This window comes from Donghicola tyrosinivorans (assembly GCF_003003355.1).
Lineage (GTDB): Bacteria > Pseudomonadota > Alphaproteobacteria > Rhodobacterales > Rhodobacteraceae > Donghicola > Donghicola tyrosinivorans.
In genome coordinates this window covers 16,758-36,947 of the sequence record NZ_PVTQ01000013.1, presented here as the reverse complement: position 1 = coordinate 36,947, position 20,190 = coordinate 16,758, and the positions used below count along the sequence as shown (strand labels likewise).

The 20,190-nt window shown below is 59.9% G+C and carries 18 protein-coding genes; 9 read left to right on the top strand and 9 right to left on the bottom strand.

Translation table 11 applies throughout. The annotated features are described in order from the left end of the window. Nucleotides 1-11 precede the first annotated feature (11 nt). The 7 genes from paaD to CLV74_RS16395 all read right to left on the bottom strand — a co-directional run bounded on the left by paaD (nt 12) and on the right by CLV74_RS16395 (nt 5,712). Complete coding sequence (gene paaD, locus CLV74_RS16425) at nt 12-518, bottom strand: 1,2-phenylacetyl-CoA epoxidase subunit PaaD (protein WP_106266916.1); 507 nt, start codon at nt 516-518, stop codon at nt 12-14. Next, complete coding sequence (paaC, locus tag CLV74_RS16420) at nt 512-1,285, bottom strand: 1,2-phenylacetyl-CoA epoxidase subunit PaaC (protein ID WP_106266914.1); 774 nt, start codon at nt 1,283-1,285, stop codon at nt 512-514. Before paaC ends, paaD begins: the two co-directional genes overlap by 7 nt. Further along, nucleotides 1,285-1,572 carry a 1,2-phenylacetyl-CoA epoxidase subunit PaaB gene (gene paaB, locus CLV74_RS16415; protein WP_106266911.1) on the bottom strand — a complete coding sequence of 96 codons (288 nt, stop codon included), beginning with the start codon at nt 1,570-1,572 and terminating at the stop codon, nt 1,285-1,287. The genes paaC and paaB overlap by 1 nt, the downstream gene beginning before the upstream one ends. A 21-nt stretch (nt 1,573-1,593) precedes the next feature. Then, entirely contained in the window at nt 1,594-2,577 is a 984-nt protein-coding gene (gene paaA / locus CLV74_RS16410; RefSeq protein ID WP_106266909.1) for a 1,2-phenylacetyl-CoA epoxidase subunit PaaA, read from the bottom strand. Between the two features lie 26 nt (nt 2,578-2,603). Further along, nucleotides 2,604-3,809 (bottom strand): 3-oxoadipyl-CoA thiolase, encoded by a 1,206-nt coding sequence (pcaF, locus tag CLV74_RS16405; RefSeq protein ID WP_106266907.1) that lies wholly within the window; start codon nt 3,807-3,809, stop codon nt 2,604-2,606. A 158-nt stretch (nt 3,810-3,967) separates the two neighbouring features. Next, nucleotides 3,968-4,792 carry a PaaX family transcriptional regulator C-terminal domain-containing protein gene (locus tag CLV74_RS16400; protein WP_106266905.1) on the bottom strand — a complete coding sequence of 275 codons (825 nt, stop codon included), beginning with the start codon at nt 4,790-4,792 and terminating at the stop codon, nt 3,968-3,970. 41 nt (nt 4,793-4,833) lie between these two features. Beyond that, entirely contained in the window at nt 4,834-5,712 is an 879-nt protein-coding gene (locus CLV74_RS16395; protein WP_106266903.1) for a LysR family transcriptional regulator, read from the bottom strand. Nucleotides 5,713-5,811: 99 nt separating this feature from the next. Between CLV74_RS16395 and styA the strand changes: the two genes are divergently transcribed. The 6 genes from styA to CLV74_RS16365 all read left to right on the top strand — a co-directional run bounded on the left by styA (nt 5,812) and on the right by CLV74_RS16365 (nt 10,787). After that, nucleotides 5,812-7,062 (top strand): styrene monooxygenase subunit StyA, encoded by a 1,251-nt coding sequence (gene styA, locus CLV74_RS16390; protein WP_106266901.1) that lies wholly within the window; start codon nt 5,812-5,814, stop codon nt 7,060-7,062. Between the two features lie 65 nt (nt 7,063-7,127). Then, nucleotides 7,128-7,769 carry an OmpW/AlkL family protein gene (locus CLV74_RS16385; RefSeq protein WP_106266898.1) on the top strand — a complete coding sequence of 214 codons (642 nt, stop codon included), beginning with the start codon at nt 7,128-7,130 and terminating at the stop codon, nt 7,767-7,769. Nucleotides 7,770-7,824: 55 nt separating this feature from the next. Then, nucleotides 7,825-8,328 (top strand): flavin reductase family protein, encoded by a 504-nt coding sequence (locus CLV74_RS16380; protein ID WP_106266896.1) that lies wholly within the window; start codon nt 7,825-7,827, stop codon nt 8,326-8,328. A 62-nt stretch (nt 8,329-8,390) separates the two neighbouring features. Further along, nucleotides 8,391-8,939 (top strand): styrene-oxide isomerase StyC, encoded by a 549-nt coding sequence (gene styC / locus CLV74_RS16375; protein WP_211299065.1) that lies wholly within the window; start codon nt 8,391-8,393, stop codon nt 8,937-8,939. A gap of 30 nt (nt 8,940-8,969) precedes the next feature. After that, entirely contained in the window at nt 8,970-9,290 is a 321-nt protein-coding gene (locus tag CLV74_RS16370) for an EthD family reductase (protein ID WP_106266894.1), read from the top strand. 99 nt (nt 9,291-9,389) lie between these two features. After that, nucleotides 9,390-10,787 carry an aldehyde dehydrogenase family protein gene (locus CLV74_RS16365; RefSeq protein ID WP_106266892.1) on the top strand — a complete coding sequence of 466 codons (1,398 nt, stop codon included), beginning with the start codon at nt 9,390-9,392 and terminating at the stop codon, nt 10,785-10,787. A 166-nt stretch (nt 10,788-10,953) separates the two neighbouring features. Here CLV74_RS16365 and CLV74_RS16360 read toward each other — a convergent pair whose 3' ends face one another. Beyond that, nucleotides 10,954-11,805, bottom strand: coding sequence for a hypothetical protein (locus CLV74_RS16360; RefSeq protein WP_106266890.1), 852 nt, complete (start codon nt 11,803-11,805; stop codon nt 10,954-10,956). A 373-nt stretch (nt 11,806-12,178) separates the two neighbouring features. Between CLV74_RS16360 and CLV74_RS16355 the strand changes: the two genes are divergently transcribed. From CLV74_RS16355 to CLV74_RS16345, 3 genes are read left to right on the top strand one after another with little or no spacing between them, the layout of a single operon-like run. After that, nucleotides 12,179-13,315 carry an ABC transporter substrate-binding protein gene (locus CLV74_RS16355; protein WP_106266888.1) on the top strand — a complete coding sequence of 379 codons (1,137 nt, stop codon included), beginning with the start codon at nt 12,179-12,181 and terminating at the stop codon, nt 13,313-13,315. A 55-nt stretch (nt 13,316-13,370) separates the two neighbouring features. Continuing rightward, nucleotides 13,371-14,429: a FecCD family ABC transporter permease gene (locus tag CLV74_RS16350; protein ID WP_106266886.1), complete on the top strand. Its 1,059-nt coding sequence runs from the start codon at nt 13,371-13,373 to the stop codon at nt 14,427-14,429. Beyond that, nucleotides 14,423-15,184, top strand: coding sequence for an ABC transporter ATP-binding protein (locus tag CLV74_RS16345; RefSeq protein ID WP_106266884.1), 762 nt, complete (start codon nt 14,423-14,425; stop codon nt 15,182-15,184). The genes CLV74_RS16350 and CLV74_RS16345 overlap by 7 nt, the downstream gene beginning before the upstream one ends. A gap of 665 nt (nt 15,185-15,849) precedes the next feature. Here the strand turns inward: CLV74_RS16345 and CLV74_RS16340 are convergent. After that, nucleotides 15,850-20,190: beta strand repeat-containing protein (locus CLV74_RS16340; protein ID WP_170108084.1), on the bottom strand; the 4,341-nt coding region annotated here is incomplete at its 5' end.

Below are 20,190 nucleotides of genomic sequence, written 5' to 3'. Positions count from 1 at the left end.
CGGGGCCGGTGTCAGTGGCATTTGAAGTAGTCAAAGGGCTCTAGGCAGTCGCGGCACACATAGGCCGCCTTGCAGGGGGTCGAGCCGAATTGGGATACCTTGTCCGTGTTGCCAGAGGCGCAGCGCGGGCAGGGAATGGTCAGGTTGTGTCCCGAAAGCCGTGCGGCGCGTCCCATCCGGCCATCTGATGCGGTGCCATCGATGGGCGGTGCGATGCCGTATTCCCGCAGCTTGTCGCGGGCGGATTGCGCGACCCAGTCGGTGGTCCAAGGGGGCGACAGGCGGCGTTCCAAAGCGATGTTCTGAACGCCCTTTTCCCGCAGCTTTTCCTCAACCATCAGATCAATCACGGATGTGGCCGGACAGCCCGAATAGGTCGGCGTGATGGCGACTTTCAACGTGTCACCGTCCCACGCAACCTCTCGGATGATACCCAGTTCCGTGACCGAGACCACGGGGATCTCGGGGTCGGGAACCTCGGCCAGCCAGTCCCAGATTTCTTGGGTCGGCGTCACCATTCCGCCCCCGGATAGGCCCGTTGCAGGAACTGCATTTCCGCAAGGATATAGCCCAGATGTTCCGTATGACGGCCCTGTTTGCCGCCCGTATGTACGTCGGGGCGGCGGTCGGGACGGGTCAGGGTGGCCTCATCCAGAGTGTCAGAGACGATGGCCTCCCACTTGGTTTGGATGTCAGTCAGACGGGGCGCAATGCCGGCCTCTGCCAAAGCGTCATCGGTCGCATCCGCCAAGAACATCTCGCCCACATAGGGCCAGAGGTAATCCAGCGCGGCTTGCATCCGGCGGTGGCTTTCCTCGGTCCCGTCGCCAAGGCGGACCACCAGATCGGACGCGCGGTCCAGCTGGTAAGCCACCTCTTTCACCGCTTTGGCGGCGATCTCAGAGACTTTGGGATCGGTGCTGCCGGTTAGGGCGGTCAGCAGTTCAAAGTGAAAGGCGTTGAACAGAAATTCGCGCATCATGGTCTGGCCAATATCGCCGTTCGGCAGTTCGACCAGTTTGACGTTCTTGAACTGAATGGCATCGCGCAGATAGGCCAGATTGTCGGCGGTGCGGCCCTTGCCCTCGACCTCGGCGGCAAGGGTGTACCACATCTGGCAATGGCCGATCAGGTCCAGCGCAGTGTTGGCCAGCGCGATATCCTCTTCTAGCGCGGGTCCATGCCCGCACCATTCGGACGTGCGGTGCCCGAGGATCAGCGCATTGTCCCCCAGCCGCAGCAGCCAGTCGAACAGGGTCTGGCGGTCCAGATCCAGCGCGACCATCACATATGCCCCACTTCGTCGGGGATGTCGTAAAAGGTCGGATGGCGATAGACCTTGCTTTCCGCCGGATCAAACAGTGCGCCTTTCTCGGACGGGCTAGAGGCGGTGATCTGCGCCGAAGGCACCACCCAGATCGACACCCCTTCCTTGCGGCGGGTGTAGACATCGCGGGCGTGGTTGATCGCCATTTCCGCATCCGGTGCGTGCAGCGATCCCACGTGACGGTGGTTCAACCCGTGCTGACCACGGATGAACACTTCCCAAAGGGGCCATTCTTTCTTGGACATGTGGATTTCCTTCCGTTGGTCTTATTCTGCGGCGTGGGCTTTGCGGCGGGCGGCCTGCTTTTCGGCATAGGCCGTCAGGCCATCGCGGAACCATTCCCCATCGTCCCAAGCCTTGCGACGTGCGCCTAGGCGCTCTTCGTTGCAGGGGCCATCGCCTTTCAGGACGGCAAAGAACTCGGACCAGTCGGGTTCCGAGAAGTCCCAGCCTTGCTTGTCCTCATTCCATGTCAGGTTCTCGTCCGGCACTTCCAGCCCCAGATAGCGGGCCTGCGGGACGGTTTCGTTCACGAAGCGCTGGCGCAACTCGTCGTTGGTGTTGATCTTGATCTTCCACGCCATGTTCTGCGCCGAATGGACCGAGTCCTTGTCCGACGGGCCGAACATCATCAGCGAGGGGTACCAGAACCGGTTCAAAGCATCCTGCGCCATCGCCTTTTGTTCGGGTGTGCCTTGGGCCATCTTCATCATGATGGTGTAGCCTTGGCGCTGGTGAAAGCTTTCTTCCTTGCAGATGCGGACCATCGCGCGGGCATAGGGCCCATAAGAGGTGCGCTGCAACGGCACTTGGTTCATGATCGCCGCGCCATCCACCAGCCAGCCCACTGCGCCCATGTCGGCCCAAGTCAGAGTAGGGTAGTTGAAGATCGACGAATACTTCATCGCGCCCGAATGCAGACGATCAAACAGCTCATCCCGGCTGATGCCCAAGGTTTCACAGGCGCTATACAGATAAAGACCGTGGCCCGCCTCATCCTGCACCTTGGCCAAGAGGATCTGTTTGCGCTCTAGCGTGGGGGCGCGGGTGATCCAGTTGCCCTCTGGCAGCTGACCGACGATTTCCGAATGGGCGTGCTGGCCGATCTGGCGGATCAGGGTCTTGCGGTAGCCTTCGGGCATCCATTCCTTCGGCTCGATCCGTTCGCCCCGATCAATGCGGGCCTGAAAGGCGGCCAGCAGTTCGGGATCATCGCTGGATTTCTCAGAAGTGATCATTTGGGCGTACATGGTCGCTCCTCCTTGGGGCAGGCAGTTCAGACACGTTCCAGGATCATGGCGATGCCCTGACCCACACCGACGCACATGGTACACAGGGCATAGCGGCCTTGGGTCCGGTGCAATTGGCGGGTGGCGTGCAGCACAAGGCGCGCGCCGGACATTCCCAGCGGGTGGCCCATCGCGATGGCCCCGCCATTGGCGTTTACATGGGACGCATTGTCGGCCAGTCCCAATTCCCGCAGCACCGCCAAACCTTGGGCGGCAAAGGCCTCGTTCAACTCTATCACATCCATCTGGTCCAAGCTCAGACCGGCGCGGGCCAGAACGCGGTGGGTGGCAGGCACGGGACCGATCCCCATAACGCGGGGCGCAACCCCTGCGGCGGCCATTGCCACCACGCGGGCCATCGGGGTCAGGCCGTTGCGGCGCGCTGCGCTTTCCGAGGCCACAATGACCCCCGCCGCCCCGTCATTGACGCCCGAGGCATTGCCTGCGGTGACAGTCAGGTCCGCCCCATTAACGCCGCGCAGCTTGGACAGTTGTTCCGGCGTGGTCTGCGGACGGGGATGTTCGTCCGTGTCGATCACCAGCGGATCGCCCTTGCGCTGGGGGATGATGACTGGGGTGATCTCATCGTTGAAAACACCCGCTGCCTGCGCCGCGGCCCACCGCCGCTGGGATTCCAGCGCGAAGGCATCCTGATCGGCACGGCTGATGTTGTAATCCTCGGCCACGTTGTCGGCGGTTTCGGGCATCGAATGGGTGCCGAACATCGAATGCAGTTTGGGGTTCGTGAAGCGCCAGCCGATGGTGGTGTCATACATCTCGGCGTTGCGGGAAAAGGCGCTGGTGGCCTTTGCCATCACGAAAGGCGCCCGAGACATGGATTCCACGCCCCCCGCCAGCAGCAGATCGCCGTCACCAGCCCGAATTGTGCGGGCGGCCAGACCAATCGCGTCCATGCCAGAGCCACACAGACGGTTCACCGTAGTGCCCGGAATGCCCTCTGGCAGACCTGCCAAGAGGGTCGCCATGCGGGCCACGTTGCGATTGTCCTCACCGGCCTGATTGGCGCAGCCAAGGATCACATCATCGACGCTGTCCCAATCCACATTGGCGTTGCGCTCTTTCAGCGCCGCCAAGGGGATCGCTGCCAGATCGTCCGCACGAATGCCCGACAAGGCACCGCCATAGCGACCGATGGGCGTACGGATGCTGTCACAAATGAATGCCTCGGACATTCGCGTCTCCTCCAAACGTCTTCGACCGGGCGATCTCCATTCGCTGACCGATCGGTTGATGAATGAGTAGCGCACAAAACATCACGCGTAAATAATGTTTTTAATTTTCTTGTGATGTTTTGAGGGACACCAATAGAACCTTATGAAAATTCATAAGGTTACAGGCTACGCGCCTCAGCCATCAGGCGGGTATCGCGCTGGGTACTGGCGGGTGTCTGAGGGGGTAGGGGGCCGTCTTGTGACTCGCACAAGGCGGGAATCTGGCGTGACGCGCTCTCGGACATTGCCAGATAAAGCCGGACGAAAAGGCGCCGCGCCTCATCGGCGGGCCAGTCATCGGGCAAAGCGCCTTTGGGCAGGCGCGGGTCCGCCAGCGCGGCACTGCGATAGTCATCCACAAGGCGCAACCGCAGGGCCAGCGCGTCCTTTGCCTCATGGGTATTCAGACCGCTGAAGCGATCCAGAAAGACACGGTAGGCGGCGGCCACATCGTCCAAGGGCCAATGGCTGCGGGCCAGTTCGGGCAAATTCCCGAAGGGCTGGTCGGCCTCAAACACCACCGCATTGGGTAGCGAAGGGTCTGAGGTAAAAGGCGCCAAAGCGGCCCCGTTGCCCACGCGCACCCAAGGCCTGCGCAGATCGGGTGTCTCTGGCCCCAGCAGCGCAATCTGCCAACGGGTCGGTAGAGGCTCGGGGTCAAAGAGGATACGAGAGGCGTTCTGGAACTCTTGCTTGGCCTGCTCGGACAGTTGGTAAAAACTGCGCCGCCCCACGCGTACCCCCTCTAGCCGTCCCGACGACACCAGCCGCGACACCGCCGTGCGCACCAGGCTTTCGCTGATGCCATGCTGTGCGCAAACCTCGATCAAGGACCCCATCCACAGCGCGCCGCCACGCGGTTCCACCACGTCCCCGTAAAGGGTGACGATGAAATGAGGGGCCCGCGGCGGGGTCGGGCAAATCTGGGCGAGGCTCTGAGTCATAGGCTATGTCTTCAAGGATCAGGCGATCCGTGTCCAGTCACTCACATCCGGCCCGCCCGAGCCAGAAGGAATTCGATCAGGGTGCGGACCCGTCGGGGAATGATCTTGGCGTCGGGAAAGATCAGCCGGATCGGGATCGGCTCTAGGGCATATTCCTCTAGCACCTGCTCCAGCGCGCCGCTGCGTTCCAGCATCCAGTCGGGCAGGATCGCAAGGCCCGCATTCTGCCATGCCGCCCCTTCGGCAAAATCCACATCGTTGCCCGTCAGGCGGGACCGGATCGCAATGGATTGCTGCCCGAATTCTGAATCGAACTTGAGCATGTCAAAGGGAAAGACCTCAGGCACGATCAGCCAGTGATCCTCAAGGTCTGTGGGCAGGGCAGGGCGTCCGTGGCGTTCGAAGTATTCGGGCGAGCCGACAATCACCCAGCGATGGGTGTTCAAAAGCCGCTGCCGGTAAGGGCCGTCCAGAATGGTCGCGCCGCTGATCGCCAGATCCAGCTTGTGGTCCAAGAGATCGGGCGGCGTGGTGTGCAGGGCAACCTCGACACTGATGTCGGGATACTGATCCATAAAGTCTACCAGCTGCGGCAACAGAACCCGCCGCCCGTAGGAATGGGGGGCCGCGATACGGATGTTCCCCGACAGTTTGGGCAGCTCGCCATGGGCGACGCGCAAGACCTCATTACGGGCATCCAGCATATGGCGCACGTGGGGGATCAGCGCCTCGGCCTCGGCGGTCGGGTTGATTCTGCGCGTCGAGCGGATGAAAAGCTGCACCCCAAGCGCCTGCTCCAGCGAAACAACCTGCTTTGAGACCGTCGCTTGCGGAATGCGCAGGGCCCGCGATGTGTCGGAAAAGCTTTTCCTTTCCATCAGCTCGGCAAAAATCTCATAGGCCTGCAAGCGGTCGCTCATCTGATTTATTCCAAATGTAATAAGTCCTATGCGACAATTTATCTTTCGTTGACCGACCTGTCGACTTATTCCTTTCACAAGGAGATTTGGGAGGAAGAGATGTCCAAGACTATTGCGATTATCGGTGCGGGGACTGCAGGCCTGCAACTGGGGCTTCACCTGCTGCAGAACGGGATCACACCGAAATTGTACACGGACCGCACGCCCGAGGAATATGCCGGTGCGCGCCTGATGAACACCGTTGCCCACCACCATGTGACGACCGCGCGTGAGGATGCGTTGGGCTGCAACCACTGGCCAAGCGACGAATACGGCTACTTTGGCCACTACTACTACATCGGCACCCCTGACCCGATCCATATCTATGGCGATCTGGCCCGTCCCAGCCGCGCTGTGGACTACCGCATCTACCAGCCCAAGCTGCTACAGGACTACATCGACCGCGGCGGCGAGGTTGTCTATGGCGCGGTCGAGCGCGAGATGATCGAAGGCATCGCAGACGAGCATGACCTGACCGTGGTTTGCACCGGCAAGGGGCCGATCGGCCAGATGTTCGGCCGCGACGATCGTTTCTCTCCGTTTGAACGCCCCCAGCGGATGCTGTGCGTGGGCCTCTTCAAAGGCATTCAAGAGACCGAGACCCGTGCGGTTACCATGTATTTCTCGCCTGGTGCGGGTGAATTGATCGAAATCCCCACCTGGTCCTTCAATGGTTGGTGTCAGGCGCTGGTGTTCGAGAACCACATCGGCGGCGATCTGGAGGTTCTGGCAAAGACCAAATACGACGACGACCCCCGCGCGTTCCTTGATCTGCTGCTTGAGAAGATCGAAAAGCATTACCCCACGCTCTATGCCCGTATTGATCGTGAGGCGTTCGATCTGGCAAATTCGAACCTTGATCTGCTGCAAGGGGGCGTGACGCCGACGGTCCGCAAGACCTACACCACGCTGGAAAACGGCAAGCTGGCCGTCGCCTTGGGCGATGTGCATGCGGTCGTTGATCCGGTGCTGGGGCAGGGGGCGAACATGGCCTCATACGCGGCGGTTATTCTGGGCGAAGAGATCGTGGCAAACGATGTGTTCGATCAGCGCTTTATCGAGAAATTCGACGCCCGTCGCCATGACCGCGTGATGTCCGGCACCCGCTGGACCAACTACATGCTGGAAAATCTGGCCAAGCTGGACCCGACCCTGCTGCAATACATCGGCGGCATGGCCCAGAGCCGCGATCTGACCGACCAGTTCACCGAGGACTTCAACCATCCCGAAAAGCAGTGGGATGTTTTCTCTAGCCCTGAACGCGTGCGCGCAGCCGTCGCCCGTTCGCAGGTTCCGATGGCGGCGGAATAACCGAACCGTCGCAGCGTGGTGGGGTCATCGCTGATCCGACCGCTGCACGTTCAAGGAAACATGACATGAAAACGATCCTATCCGCGGCAGCTCTGCTGACCGCAACGGTGACCTGCGCGCAGGCGCAAGAGGCCGCGACCCCTTGGTCCCTGCGTCTGGGGATTGCCAACCTTGGCTTTGACGAGAGCGCAGACATCAACCTGAACGGTGCCCGCTTGCGCGGCGCCAGCTTTGAAACGGATGACGACACGACGCTGACCGTGTCTCTGGGCTATCGGTTTGCCGAGCACTTCTCAGCAGAGGCCACAGTCGGACTGCCCCCCACCGCGCAATTGAACGGCACCGGTCCCCTGCAAGGGATGGAACTGGGAAAGGTCACCTACGGCCCTGCCACCCTGACCGGCCTATATCATCTGCCGCTCACCGACAGCTTTGAGGTCTACGGCGGTGCAGGCGTCAACTACACCATCATCTTTGACACCGAAGATGGCGTCATTGACGGCTTTGAGGTCGACAACGCATGGGCACCCGTTGTGCAGGTGGGTGTCTCGGGGGCGATCCCCCAGTCCTCGGCTGAGTGGTTTGTGGATGTGAAGTACATCCCGCTGGAAACCAAGGCCCGCGGCACCGTGGGCGGTGCCAAGGCCGAAGCCGACATCACCCTGAACCCCACAATTGTCACCGCAGGGATCGGCTTCCGGTTCTGACCATCGGCCCCGCCGGACGCTGAGGCGGGGCCATCCATGACACAAGGAGATCACCATGGTTTGTGTAGAGACCTTCCGCGCCGCGCTTGGAGAGTTGGCAGCAGGGGTCAATATCGTCACCACCTGCCTCGGGGATGAGCGCCGCGGGATCACCGCGACCGCTGTCACGTCGGTCTGCGCAGAGCCTGCCACCGTGCTGGCCTGCACCAACATGAACACCGGCACCTACCATATGATCCGCGACTCTGGCCGCTTTGCCATCAACATGCTTGGCAGCGAACATCGCGCCGTGGCCGAGACCTTTGCAGGCAGGGGTGGGATCACGGGGGATGACCGCTTTCGCACCGGCGCTTGGGGCACGGGCACTGCCTTGGGCCTGCCGATCCTTGGCGGCACCAGCGCACTGGAGTGCGAAGTCTCGCAGATCGTGAACGCAGGCACCCATGCGGTCATCTTCGGCCAGATCAAGGGCGCGACTTTGAACCGTATCGATCCGCTTGTGTACCACGCCGGCGCGTTCCGCAGCCTTGTCGATATGCAAGCACGTTTGGCCAGCTAAGCGGCCGCGCCTTGGCCTCTGGAGGAGAGGCCAAACCACATCCATATCCTAGGGAGGAATTTATGATGGATACCACCACTGAAAGCTGGAAGCCGCGCCTGCGCGATATCATGGCGGGCAACGGCGTATTGATGATCTTTGCCGCGTTGGTCGGGGGGCTTGGCCTGTGGATGTACGTTCTTGGCGGCTTTGAACTGTTGCCGGGCGTATTCTTGGAATTCCAACTGCCCGGCTCGGAACGGGGCTGGACTGCCGCCCACACGGGTCCGGTGATGAACGGGTTGATGGTGATCGCGGTCGCCTTCGTGATGCCTCACCTCAGCTTTTCGCAGAAGTGGGGCCAGATCTGGGGCTGGATCGTGTTGCTGGATGGCTGGTCGAACGTGGGGTTCTATTTCTTCTCGAATTTCTCGCCCAATCGGGGTTTGGCCTTTGCCGAGACACCGGTTCTGGGTGGCGCGGATATCTTCAGCTTTCTGGCGCTGTTTCCAGCCTATGTCTTTGGCGTGCTGAACATGATCGCGCTGGTGGCCATCGGGCGTCAGGCCATTCTTGAGGCAAAGGCCCGCCGTGCGGGCCACGCCAATGCCGCCGAAATGCTGGCCGCCTGAGACCTTTAGAGACCCCGTAAGGAACGCCCCATGTACTGCCTCAGTGTCCAATACCCGATGCCGGACGATCCCGACCAGTTTCGCGATTACTATCTGAACCGCCATATTCCTTTGGCCGAAACCCTACCGGGCCTGCGGGCCTATGAGGTGGCATGGCCCAAAGCCCTTGGCGCAGATACGGATGTGCCCTTCTGCATCTTTCGCGGCTACTTCGACAGCGCGGACGCCATGAAGAAGGCATTGATGAGCGAAGAAGGCTCGGAGGTGGCGGCAGATGTCCCCGCCTATTCGCCCAAAGGCGCAACCATGTGCCATTTTCCGGTCGAGACCAAAGAACTGGCGCTGGCCTGAGCCGCGCCACCACACATCCCGCGCGGGTCTGCGCGGGATGCACGCAAAGCAGCCGCTTCTTTGAATCGCGGCGCAACTCACCCCAACAGGAATGACCCTATGAACCTTCACACTTCGCCAGAGGGCACCTCTGCGCGCACTAGTTTTGCCGTCCTCAATCCCGCCACCGCCAAGGCCGTTGGCCATGCCCCGAACAATACCCTAGCCGATCTGGATGCAGCCGTTGCCCGCGCCCAAACCGCGTTCCAAACGTGGTCCCAAACGCCCGATGCCGACTTGCAGGCCTATTGCACCAAGGTCGCCGAGGCGATTGGCACCCACGCCGAAGAGCTGGCCCAACTGGTCACCCAAGAACAGGGCAAGTCTCTGAACGGGCTTGGCTCCCGCTGGGAAATCGGCGGCGCTCAGGCGTGGGCGGGCTATACGGCCAGCCTGTCGCTGCCGGTGAAAACCTTGCAAGACACCGACCAAGGCCGCGTTGAACTGCACCGCAAGCCGCTTGGGGTTGTCGGGTCGATCACCCCTTGGAATTTTCCTGTGATGATAGCGGTTTGGCACATTCTGCCTGCGCTGCGGACGGGCAATACCGTGGTGGTCAAACCCTCGCCCTTCACGCCTTTGGCCACGATCCGGCTGGTGGAAATCATGCAAAGCGTCCTGCCCGCGAATGTGGTGCAAGTGGTCACTGGCGACGACAAAGACATCAACCTTGGCGCGGCCATGTCCGCCCATGAGGGTATCCGCAAGATCGTCTTTACCGGCTCTTGCGCAACGGGACGCCGCGTGATGCAGACCGCCGCCGACACTATGAAGCGCCTGACCCTAGAGCTTGGCGGTAACGACGCAGGGATCGTTTTGCCCGACGCGGACCCCGCCGCAATCGCCGAGGGGCTTTTCTGGGGCGCTTTCATCAACAACGGCCAAACCTGCGCCGCGATGAAACGCCTTTATGTGCATACCTCGATCTATGACGCTGTCTGCGAACATCTGGTGGCTTTTGCCAAGACGATCCCAGTTGGCGACGGTCAGGACGAAAGATCAATCCTTGGCCCGATCCAGAACCAGAAGCAGTTCGACAAAGTCGCACGGCTGGTCGAGGCGGCCAAAACCAAAGGCCGTGTTTTGCTTGGCGGGCAGGCGGGCGAGGGCCTTTTCTATCCGCCCACCATCATCGCGGATCTTGACGCCTCGGACCTGCTGGTCAGCGAGGAACAATTCGGTCCGGCCCTGCCGGTGATCCGCTATTCTGATCTTGATGAGGCCATCGCAGCGGCGAACGCGTCGGAAAATGGCCTTGGCGGCTCGATCTGGACGTCGGACATCGTGAAAGGACGCGCCTTGGCAAACCGTCTGGAATGCGGCTCGGTCTGGATCAACAAGCACGGAGCCATCCAGCCGAACGCCCCCTTTGGCGGCGTCAAACAATCGGGGCTTGGCGTGGAATTCAGCGAAGAAGGTCTGGCCGAATACACCGATATTCAGGTCGTTTTCTCTTAACACCTTATCACGCGGCGCTCATCGGCATCGCTGGCCAAAGGCTGGGGGTGCCAGTTCTTCTAAATTTCAGCGTGCAAACCGCCAGATTTACCGACGTATGCAAAATAAAAGGCCGCACTGTTTTCCAGCACGACCTTTCGGTTTGTTGTCACATCTCAGACTTTGATCAGAAGTCGCCGACCTTCGTGTTGCCCTTCGGCTTGGCGGCGTTTGCTTTTTCCTGCGCGTCGATGAGAACCTGCATGAATGCTTCTTGGTCGTTCCACATTTTCAGATGATCGATGAACAGGAATTCGACATTGGGAACATTGCCGTTCTGGTCCTGCCCATAGCTCACCATCAAAAACGCGTCACATGGTTTGCCTCTGTTATTTCCGCCGGTGAAGTACAGCTGCGGTGTGTTCACGCGGATACGGCCCTCTTTGTTCATATCCTGCAAACGGCGCGGGGATTGGCTTAAGAACTGGCAGTTATACGGCAGATCAGACATTGCTTTGCCATCGTTGAAGGCCCACCGCAGATAGCGTCCCTTTTGTTCTGTCGGTTCGCCGTAGGTCTCTTTCAGCTTGGCAATCAGCGCGTCCAAGTTGAGGGGTTCATCGTAGATAACACGGCGAGAAATCGTCTCAACGCCACTTCCGGATGACGGCGAAGAATAAGTCACATAGAAATATTCGCCCTCAGGTTCGTATCCTAGGCGGTTCCTGATCATAACGGCCTCATTCCCACCGAATTCTAGCAGCAAAGGGTCGGTGATCAGAGGGTTGCTTACTTTTCGTTCATTAAAATTGGTACCGCGTTTGATGATTTTCGCCGTGTAATCAGGGTTGATTTCCACTGTTTGGATATCGGGCAGCAGCGCTTCGCGGATTTTCGGCTCAACACTGTCATGGGTGTCGCCAATCGCTACGCCGCTGACATGTGCCGGAAAGCCATCTGGAAAGCCAGACTGAGCAATCGCGGATGTCGAAAGAGCAGAAGCCAGAACGGCAACCGCGCATTTTGAGAAAATCTTCATTGTCCCTCGCAAGGTCGTGTACTCGTGAAATTGTCAAGAAAATATATGACACTCAGCCAGTTAAGAAGTTTTAAAAACTAAAGCAATACCATTTGTACGCAAATTGATACCAAGCCTCGGCTCTAAATGTCTTGCCTATGAAATAGCGATTAAATGAAAGAATTTTTTACCATTTATTCGAGAATTCGAATACTGCACGGAAGTCGACAACACCTCAAAAACTCAACCTGACCAAGAAGGCGCAACCGCTGTCTTACCCACAGAAGGTGGCGCCGGTCGCGGCACAAATCATACTATTTCAATCAACTTTATTCTTGACTAAAACACTAAGATTAAACTAGGTCCCGCCCCATACACTAAAGAGGGACATGTTATGATCCGTATCGCCCTGCTTGCCGCCACCGCGACAAGCCTTTTCACCGCCAGCCTCGTGCAAGCCGCCCCTGTAACGCTGACCGATATCGCCGGTCGCGAGGTCACGGTTGATGCGCCGGTGGACCGCGTGATCCTGGGCGAGGGTCGTCAGATCTTCTTTGCCGCTGTTCTGGACGGGGAAAACCCGTTTGAACGGGTGGTCGGCTGGCGCGATGACTTCCGTCAGGCATCGCCCGAAAGCTACGACATCTACGCCGAGAAATTCCCGCAGCTGAAGGACATCCCGACCTTTGGCGGCTTCAAGGATGGCTCGTTCGATATCGAGCAGGCGGTTGCCCTGACCCCTGACGTGCTGATCATGAATCTTGAATCCAAGGCCGCCACCGATGAGGCGGGCTATGAGGAAAAGCTGGCCAAGGTTGGCATTCCGATCGTCTATGTGGATTTCCGCGAAAAGCCGTTCGAACATACCTCTCAATCGATGGAAATCATCGGCAAGCTGTTTGGCGAAGAGGAAAAAGCGTCCGAATTCAACGCCTTTTATGAAGAGCAGATCGCCCGCGTCACTGATGTGATCGCCGCGCATGCCGATCTGGACCGTCCGCTGGTCTTCGTGGAACGGGCAGGCGGCTATTCCGAGGATTGCTGCATGTCCTTCGGTGGCGGTAACTTTGGCCGCTTTGTCGAACTCGCTGGTGGCAAGAACATGGGCAGTGAATTCATCCTCGGCACGTTCGGCACCGTGAACGCCGAGCAGGTCATCGCCTCGGACCCCGATCAAATCGTGGTGACGGGTGGCAACTGGGATGCCTATGTGCCGGGTGGTGCATGGGTCGGCATGGGGCCGGGCTCGGACATGGATGAGGCCGCCCGCAAACTGGCTGCCCTGACCCACCGCCCTGCCTTTACCGGCGTCAAGGCCGTCGAAGAGGGCAACGTCCACGCGATCTGGCACCAGTTCTACAACTCGCCCTATAGCTTTGCGGCGGTCCAGAAGCTGGCCACGTGGCTGCACCCCGAGCTGTTCCCCGACCTTGATCCCGACGCCACCATGGCAGAGCTGCATGAACGCTTCCTGCCCGTGGACTACCAGCCGGGCTACTGGGTCTCGCTGCCCGAAACAGCCACTCATTAACCAGTGACGGGGGCGGCACCTGACAGGCTGCCCCCTTTTTCCTATGAGATTTCAAATGACCCTTGCCGCCAACACCCCCACCCATGCGCAGGCGTATCACGGGCTTGTGGCCCGCCGCCTTGTGATCCTTGGCGTGCTGGTCATCGCCCTGATCCTCTCGGTCGCGGTAGATGTCTCGCTTGGACCCGCGCGCTATGCGGTCAGCGATGTGCTGCGTACCCTTTTCCTGCCTGCCCAAGCCGATATCCAGATGCGTGTGGTGGTCTGGGATATCCGCATGCCTATGGCGCTATTGGCCGTGACGGTCGGCGCGTCCCTGTCCTTGGCAGGCGCGCAGATGCAGACCATTCTGGCGAACCCACTGGCCTCGCCTTTTACACTAGGGCTGTCGGCGGCGGCCTCATTCGGCGCGGCGATGGCAATGGTGCTGGGGGTTGCGATCTATCCGGCGGCGGTCACGCTGATGGTGCCGATCAACGCCTTTGCCATGGCGATGGCCGCATCCCTTCTGATCTTCGGCCTTTCGACCTTACGCGGCGTGACGGTGGAAACCATCGTCCTCTTAGGCATCGCGCTGGTCTTTACCTTCAACGCAGCCCTTGCCCTGTTGCAATATTTCGCCTCGGAACAGGCGCTATCAGCGGTGGTTTTCTGGACCATGGGCAGCCTGACCAAAGCCACATGGGGCAAAGTGGCCGTCACCGCCGTAATCCTTGCCATCTGCGCCCCGCTCTTTGCCCGCCGCGCATGGGCCTTGACCGCCATCCGCTTGGGCGAGGCCCGCGCCGCCGCCATGGGCGTGCCGGTCAAACGCCTGCGGCTTGAGGCACTGTTTCTGGTGTCCCTACTGGCGGCAGTGCCGGTCAGCTTTGTCGGCACCATCGGGTTCATCGGCATCGTCGGCCCCCATGTGGCGCGCCTGCTATTGGGCGAGGATCAACGGTTCTTCCTACCTGGCGCAATGCTCTCGGGGGCGCTGATCCTGTCGGCCACCTCGGTCCTCTCCAAAGCAATCCTTCCGGGCGCCGTGCTGCCCATTGGTATCATCACCGCCCTAGTGGGCGTTCCGGTCTTCATGACCCTGATCCTGACGAAAGGGCGCAAGGCATGGTAACGCTGCAACTGGACCGCATCGGTGCAGGCTACGGCCGCCACCAGATCCTGACTGACATCTCATCGCCGATGATCCAAGGCGGCGCTCTGACCGCCCTTGTCGGCGCAAATGCTGCTGGCAAATCCACCCTCTTCCGCCGGATCGCAGGCCATCTGCGCGGCGCCGGCACGGTCTCCCTATCAGGCGCCACAAAAGACGATCTGCGCTACATGCCCCAAGACACCGGCATGAGCGCTGCCCTCACGGTCTATGAATCCGTGATCCTTGCGCTGAAACAGGGCAGGGGAGGCTGGCGCCTATCCACCACAGAACTGAACGCAGTGGACAAAGCCCTCCACCGCTTCGGCATTGCCCATCTGGCCGAACACCAACTGGCGGAACTCTCAGGCGGCCAGCGTCAGTCCGTTTCAATCGCGCAAACACTAGTCACCCAGCCCAAAGTCGTCCTGATGGACGAGCCCACCTCAGCCCTCGATCTCCACCGCCAGTTCGAAGTGCTAGAGGCCCTGAAATCCTACGCCCAAGAGACCGGAGCCGTCCTGATCTTGGCCCTTCATGATCTGAACCAAGTGATGCGCTGCTGCACCATGACCATCGCTATCGCAAATGGGCGCACCCTCGGCGCAGGCTCCACACTCGAAGTCCTCACCCCCACCCTGATCCGCGCCCTCTACGGCATCGACGCAAGGGTCGAAAGCTGCTCGCGCGGCTGCCCGATGATGATCGTGGACGGTCCGGCGCGGCAATCTGCATAAACTTTCAGCCATGCAGTACACGCATTGCTGCATTGCAGAGAAATCCTTTGTGCAGGTGCAGCAATCCGGCTATGTTCAAAGGGTAGACAGCGTCTCTCCTCCTCCCTGACGCAGTCTTGAAAATTCAGGCGGCACACATCTCCTCCTCCCTTGTGTGTCGCCTTTTTCTTTTCCCCACGCCGCCAAAGTCCAAAACCACCGCTGCCTTCATCTTGGGAAAAATACCTCGGGGTGCGGGGCAGAGCCCCCGCGAACGCCTGACACGATCACAGCGGTAAAATCGAACTGCAGCCGCTGATATTTGAAATTTGAAATTACAATTCAGGGAAACGCCCCCGGAGCCACGATGGCGCGGAAGAACTACGGCTTTTCACTATGCCCTATAAAATTTCGGATTTTTCTATGCGTCATAGTATGGGTAACCAGCCCAAAAACCCTTTTATGAGTCATAGCTCCAATTTTATTCCCACCTTTTGATGTGGCGTGAACGCATGGTCTGGTGCGCTAAGCCACCTGCCATGGACCAATTTCGGCTGTCAAATTTGTAATAATTGATAACCAATTAGAGATCACTTCGCGGGCATATGAAAAGCCCCGCCGCCTTCTCACAGACGACAGAGCTTCCCCATGTGCGAGAGGCCCCACCCGCAGGCGGGGCCAGCCGTTTAGAATGCCAGATTCAACTCATAGGACAGTTGCGGCGCGCCTGTAGATCCGGCACGCAGAGCAAAGACACTGCTGCCTTGTCCTTTCGCAAAATAGCGAGTCAGTGCCAGCGACCCGCGCACAGCGGTGTGCTGCTCGGTCGCTTCGGCGTCCAGCTCGAACCCGAACGCGCGGCCGGTTTCGGGGTTCACCTTGTCATAGGTGATTGCCCCACCAGCCCCGCAGCGGCTGTCGAGCCCGTCAAAGCTGTCACAGAACCCGCGCAAGGTCAGCGAAAGTGCACCGCCAAGCCCGTCCCACATTCCCTCACCATCAAAGGCTTTGCTGGGATCATTGGCCAGACGGACTTCTAGGAACGTCCGGTTACCAGTCACACCGTCAACGGTCAGATTACCGGACTGCTTGAACGGCCCCGAGGTCGCGGTGACATCTGTGGTCGTATCCGGTGCGTGGTAGAGATCGATCCCGACCCTTGGCGTGACTATGGTGTCGCTAAAGCTCAGATCGCCCGCCAAGGATGCCCCAGCAAAAAGGCCGAAGTAAGTGAAATCGCCGGTCGCGTTTATGGTCCGATCTCGCTCGAAATCCAGATCATAGCTATGTCGGCCTACGACACCTGCCAGATGGTAGCTATAGAACATCTCTTCAGAGATACGGCCCGCCCCATAGAAACCACCGTTCACGCCCAGGCCGGCAATGGTGCCATCCGCTTTGTCCGTCACGGCACTCTGGCTGAGATAGCCGCCGATAAAGTTGCCGGTCACCCGATCATCGCCGCGCAGACGTTCTTTGCGGTGGGCAAAGCTTAGAAGATGCTGGGTGCCCAAGTCATCGTCGTGGGTCAGGGTCAGCGACAGTTGATCGACCACGCGCACGCCGGTGTCGGCATTGCACAGCTCGCGCTGCCAGTCTGTTTCCAGATCCAGAGACCCGCCCGATGCATTTACCTTGCCCGACAGCGGATCGCTGTTGGATGCGCAAGGCACGACACCAACGCCATCGCTAAACCGCAGCGAGGCTTTCAGCCAGTCCAGCGCATCGGCGCTATACTCCGAAATCTGGGCCGACTGGCGCTGCATGGTCACGCGGATGTCGTCCGACAGGATATCGGTCAGGTCATCCTTGATCATGGCGATCATGTCGGGGGTGATGGTGACCACGGTCGCCTCGCCATTGCCCGTGCCGCGCAGGGTGTTGCCGGTAGGCCGGCTCTCGTAGACATGGACACCACCGATATCCGATCCCGTCGGGGCAGCCCCCGATGTGGCGGTCGAGCCGGCCAGCAAAGTGGCCTGCAAGGTCGCAAGGTTGCTGACCTCACCCCGACGCAGGTCGGCTGCGGTTAGCGTATAGCTGGCAGTGTAGCGCCAGATCTCGCCCGCCCCTAGAATGCCGTCATCGGTGACACCCACTTCTGCCACAAGGGCCTCGTCACTGGTCAGGGGATCATCAAGGCTGACGGTGTCATAGTCCAACTGGCCAAGGTTCTGCACGGTGATGGCGTAGGTGATGACCTCGCCCACTTCGGGGAAGCTGGACAGACCGCTGGCATCCGCAGTCTTGGTCACCCGTAGGCCAGTGGTATAGCCATTGGGGTCCATGGGAATGTGGTTGTGCACGATCCCTTTCGACAAGGTGGCCGAATTGGTCCAGTCCCCGAAGGTAAAGCCGAAATTCAGATAGTAGGTCTCATCTCCGCCCGAGGCACTGGGCAGGTCAGATGATGCCACAATCTCTTCCACCCCTAGGCCAAGTGCCGGTGTGTAGGTGCCGCTTTGGGGCGGGATGATGTCCGATACAAAGCTGTAGTCGGCATGGCTGACCCGCAGGCTATATGTGCCGGACTGCGCTGGAGATTGCAGCAGGAACGAATAGCGTCCGTCCGAACCGGTGACCTTGTTGTTGCTATCGCCTGCGGCGGTGTCCAGCCAGCTGTTGGGCACTTCGCTACCGTTGAACAGCAGAGTCACGGTTGCATCCTGAAGCGGTTGGCGGGTGATGGCATCGTAGACCACACCGCTGGGGTCAACGACCAGTGCGTCTACTTCGGTAATCACGCGATCAGCGCCGGCGGCAACCTCGATGTTCTGGACTGTTTCGCCCTGTGGGTTCCCCCGTTCCGAACGCGATTGCACGGCAACGTCCCCCGGTGGAACAAAGCGGATGCTGTAGGTGGCCTGCTCCAGTTCAAGGAATTTGTAGAGGCCAGTGCTGTCCGTGGTTGTGCGGGCAACCTCAAGACCAGTGCTCTGGTCATAGAGGATCACTGTCACCCCTTGCTTACCTGTGGAACCATCAGTCACGTGACCACCGATCGAGCCGAGGAAGGTCACAATCGCCTCATCGGTGTCGAACGTCGGACCCGATTGGTCACTGACGCTGCCCGTGCCAGCAGTTGCGCTAACCGTGGCAAGGTTGCTGACCGAGCCGGTGTTCAGATCGGCCGTAGTAATCATGTAGTCCAGCACGAAGGTCAGGCTGTCGGTCTGCCCCGGAGCCAGCGACGCAATGGTCTGCGCCACGGTGCCGCCGAACAGCGGATCGCTAAGTGTCACATTGGTTAGCGTAACATTCCCGGTGTTCTTGACCTCCAGAGTATAGACAATCTTGTCCCCAAGCGAGGTGCCAAGCGTGCCGTCAATATCCTGCAATTCGCCGGATTTCTTCAGGGCAATTCCCGCAGTGCCGGCAATCGGGGTACTGAGGGCTTGGGATAGGGTGTCCGAGACGGTCTCGGACCCGTCTCCGGTTTTGGTTCCACTGCCATCGTCGTCCGACCATGCGGTTGCAGTGGCCGAGTTGGTGACCCCGCCAGCATCCACATCGGCCTGAGTAACCACATGGGCAAAGCTGGTGGTCGCCACAGCGCCCGGCAACATCAGCGCGGCTGTGGAGCCGGTGCTAAAGTTGGCCGCAGGCACAGTGGCGGTCAGGACCGTATTGTCCGCGCGGCGGAAATCTTCGGTAATCGCAACATCGCGCAGGGTGGTGTTGCCGCTGTTGGTCACGGTGATCGTGTAGGTCAGCGTATCACCCAAGGTGACGGTGCCGCTTTGGTCCGCATCTGTGTGACTGACGGTCTTCGCGATGGCAATATCCGCCGCTTGGGTCAAAGCCGTATCCGTTGTCGACGTGTCTGTGACCTGACTTGCCATCGGCGTCGTTGCTGTCACTAGCGCGGTGCTGCCGACGCTGCCGCTGTCGATATCGCTCTGGGTCAGTACGTAGCTTGCGGTGTAGCTGGTGCTGTCGCTGGCACCGGGCAGCAGAGATGCAATCGGCCCGCCAGTCAAAGTCACCCCCGCATCGGTCAGCACCACATTGGTCAGGGTCACGTTGCCGGTGTTGGTCACGGTGAAGGCATAGGTCACCGTATCGCCAGCCGCAGGCGTGCCCGATCCCAGCGTTGCGGTCTTGACCAAGGAAATCCCGCCCGCCCGCGTCACGCTGTTGGTCACGGCCATATCAGTGGTGTCGGTCACATCCTCACTGCCGTCGCCCGCACGGGTGCTGTTGTTGTCGCCGTCGACCCATGCGGTCGCGGTCGCGTTATTGCTAAGACCGCCCGCATCAATGTCCGCTTGGGTCACTGTGTGGGTCATCGTCACGGTTGCCGTCGCCCCAGAAGGGAAGCTGGCCGCACTTGCTCCGCTAGAGAACGCAGGCGTCCCTAACGATGCGCCAAGAACAGTGTTATCAGCGCGCGTGAAATCATCGCTCAGGCTCAGATCCGAGACCGTGACCGAACCAGAGTTCGTGGCGACCACAGTATAGGTCAGGATATCGCCCGCCGTCAGGGTGCCGCTGCTGTCCACGTCATTGCTGCTGACGGTTTTGGTGACTGTCAGTTCCGGCACTGTGGGCAAGCTAGTGACTGTCGGGGTGTCGCCGGTGCCCGTGGCACTAGAGCTATCCGAAACATCATCGCTGCCAGTAGGACTGCTGCCTATAATGGTAGCACTATTGGTCACGCTGCCTGCATCCAGATCTGTCTGGGTGATCGTATGAACAGCCGTGTAGGTGACCGTATCGCTCGCCCCCGGGACCAGCGATGCAATCGGCCCGCCGCTCACCATGGCATTGGTGTTGGTCAGGTTCAGGTTGGTCAGGGTCACATTACCAGTGTTCGTCACGGTAAAGCTGTACGAGATCGTCTCTCCCACCTGCGCGAAACTGCCGGTCATGTTCAATGTATCAGCCATCGCCAGTGTGACTGCGGGCGCTGAAGTGAGAGCCGAGGTGATTGCGGTCCCATTGCCCGCGCCAGTCGTGGTGTTGCCGGACGAGGTGCTCTCTACAGTAAACGCAGTGCCCGTATCGCCATCAGTCGTCAAAGCCGT